Origin of the sequence: Mycobacterium sp. (assembly GCF_032161845.1) — a bacterium.
Lineage (GTDB): Bacteria > Actinomycetota > Actinomycetes > Mycobacteriales > Mycobacteriaceae > Mycobacterium.
In genome coordinates this window covers 1-2,774 of the sequence record NZ_JAVRQA010000455.1, presented here as the reverse complement: position 1 = coordinate 2,774, position 2,774 = coordinate 1, and the positions used below count along the sequence as shown (strand labels likewise).

Genomic DNA, 2,774 nt, shown 5'->3' with positions numbered 1-2,774 from the left:
GGCCGAACTCAAGCAACTCGGCGCGATGTCTAACACGACGACGATCTATGTCACCCACGACTACCAGGAGGCTCTGGCCCTCGGCGACCGCATCGCCGTGATGCGGCACGGCACACTGGAGCAGATTGGCACACCGGAGGAGATCTGGCGCCGCCCCGCGGACACCTTCGTCGCGCGCTCGCTCGGTCAGCCCGAGATCAACGTTCTCGACGGCGTCGTCGACGACGGTCGGATCCGCCTCGCGGACGGATCGCTCGACGTCGCGATCCCTGCGGACGCCGCCGTCGACAGGGGCGACCGGGTGCGAGTGGGCCTGCGCCCATGCGACATTCACGTCACCGGTGGCGAGGGCTCGCTGCGTGGGAAGGTGCTGCTCGCCGAGCGGCTCGGCCGCAACATCGAGCTGACCGTCGACGTCGGCGGCACGCAGGTGATCGTGTTGACGTCCGGCAGGCACGGAGTCGGTGAAGGCGATGCCGCCACGATGACGATCGCCGAGTCCGATGTCCATGTGTTCGCCGCAGGCGACGGCGACACCCGCCGATTGACCGCCGATCGCGATTCGAAGCTGGAGGCAGCACAGTGACAACGATCGAGAAGCCCAAGGCCGCAACGGCGACGGCACAGAGCCTGACACTGTCGGATCTCGTCAAGACCTATGCGTCGCGGGGCCGGGACAGCGTCACCGCCGTCAAGGGCATCAACCTCGACATCGCACCAGGGGAACTCGTTGCGCTGCTTGGCCCCTCGGGCTGCGGCAAGACGACGACCCTGCGGATGATCGCCGGGCTGGAGACGGTGACCAGCGGATCGATCAAGATCGGCGACCGAGAGGTCTCGCAACTCCCCGCCGCCAAGCGGGGGATCGGCGTGGGCTTCGAGAGCTATGCGTTGTACCCGCCGTTGTCGGTCCGCGACAACCTGCTCTACGGGCTGAAGGCGCGCAAGGTCAAGGGTGCCGACCAGATGGTCGCGTCGATATGCGACCGCTTGGAGATGAACGATCTTCTCGACCTTCGGCCAGCCGGCCTGTCCAGTGGGCAGAAGCAGCGGGTGGCCCTCGCGCGCGCCCTGGTGCGGAATCCGCCGGTGCTCTTGCTCGACGAGCCGCTGAGCCACCTCGACGCGTCGGCACGGCAGCGCGTGCGACGCGAGTTGAAGGTCCTGCAGCGGGAGTTCGGGTACACCACGATCGTGGTCACCCATGACCAGGTCGAGGCACTGTCTTTGGCCGACCGGCTCGCCGTGATGGACGCGGGCATCGTCCAACAGTTCGGCACCCCCGACGAGGTGTTCGACGACCCGGCGAATCTGTTCGTCGCCGGCTTCGTGGGTGAGCCGCAGATAAACGTGCTTCGCGGCACCGCGAGGGTCGTCGATGGACGGGTGCGCGTTGAGATTGGTTCCGGCGATGGGTTTTTGGAGACGGACGTCAAGGACGTCGCCGACGGAACGCGCGTGTCCGTCGGGGTTCGCCCACAGGACTGTTCGATGCGCACCCGCGACGCGGGCAGTACCGGCATCAACGCCACCGTCGCCTACTTCGAGCATCTCCTGGAATTCGGTCTGGCGACGAGTACCGTCGCCGGGATGGAAGAGGGAATCGTCGTTCAAACCCCGGCGCAGGAGAGTTACGAGCCCGAGCAGAACGTCGTGATCGGTGCCGCGCCCGAACGCGTGTATCTGTTCCACGCAGACAGTGGGGATCGCCTGCGATGACCAAGCTGTTCAACGACCCTGCCCGGTTCACCGAGGACATGCTGGTCGGATTCCTCGACGCGAATGCGCGCTACGTCGCGGGAGTGCCTGGCGGTGTGGTGCGTGCCCACCAGACCCGGCCAGGCAAGGTGGCGGTCGTCATCGGCGGGGGGTCGGGCCACTACCCGGCCTTCTGCGGCACCGTGGGAACTGGTTTCGCCGACGGCGCGGTCGTCGGCAACATCTTCACCTCGCCGTCGGCCGAGGACGCCGCGTCGGTGGCGCGGGCGGCGCACGGGGATGCGGGCGTGTTGCTCACCACCGGCAACTACGCCGGCGACGTCATGAACTTCAACCTCGCCGTCACGCAGTTACGCAGCGAAGGCATCGACGCGGAGTACTTCGCCGTAACCGATGACGTCGCGAGCGCCGAGCGCGGCGAGGAGACCAAACGCCGCGGCATCGCAGGCGATTTCACGGTGTTCAAGTGCGCCAGCGCCGCCGCGGAAGAGGGACTAAACCTTGCGGAGGTCGTGCGCGTGGCCGAGGCGTCCAACGCCGCCACCCGCACGCTCGGCGTCGCGTTCGACGGGTGCACCATGCCCGGCGCCGACCATCCGCTGTTCACCGTCCCCGAGGGCAAGATGGGTCTCGGACTCGGCATCCACGGTGAGCCGGGGGTCTCCGACGAACCGCTGCTCACGGCCGACGCGCTTGCTCACACGCTCGTCGACGGCGTGCTCGGCGATCGTCCCGACGCGGAGTCGAGCCGAATCGCCGTAATTCTCAACGGACTCGGCCGCACCAAGTACGAGGAGCTGTTCGTCGTGTGGGGCACCGTCTCACGACTGCTCCGCGAACGCGGCTACACCGTCGTGGAACCCGAGGTCGGCGAACTGGTCACCAGCCTCGACATGGCGGGCTGCTCGCTGACCGTGATGTGGCTGGACGAAGAACTCGAAAGGTATTGGACCGCACCGGCCGATACCCCGGCGTACCGCAAGGGCGCCACCGGCGCGGCCGACGAGGGCGAGGTCCGCACCGACGCGGCCGCCGACGCGGCCGCGGAGACGCCG

Annotated in this window: 2 protein-coding genes and 1 pseudogene; all 3 read left to right on the top strand. The window is 67.7% G+C overall.

The genetic code is table 11. From position 1 onward, the window contains the following. Positions 1-586, top strand: a 586-nt coding sequence (locus tag QOD90_RS24705) for a TOBE domain-containing protein (RefSeq protein ID WP_526354026.1), incomplete at its 5' end; no start/stop codon positions are given. Beyond that, positions 583-1,719: an ABC transporter ATP-binding protein gene (locus tag QOD90_RS24700; protein ID WP_526354024.1), complete on the top strand. Its 1,137-nt coding sequence runs from the start codon at positions 583-585 to the stop codon at positions 1,717-1,719. The genes QOD90_RS24705 and QOD90_RS24700, both read left to right, overlap by 4 nt. Continuing rightward, a pseudogene (derK, locus tag QOD90_RS24695) lies at positions 1,716-2,774 on the top strand (D-erythrulose 4-kinase); the annotation flags it as partial. The gene QOD90_RS24700 and the pseudogene derK, both read left to right, overlap by 4 nt.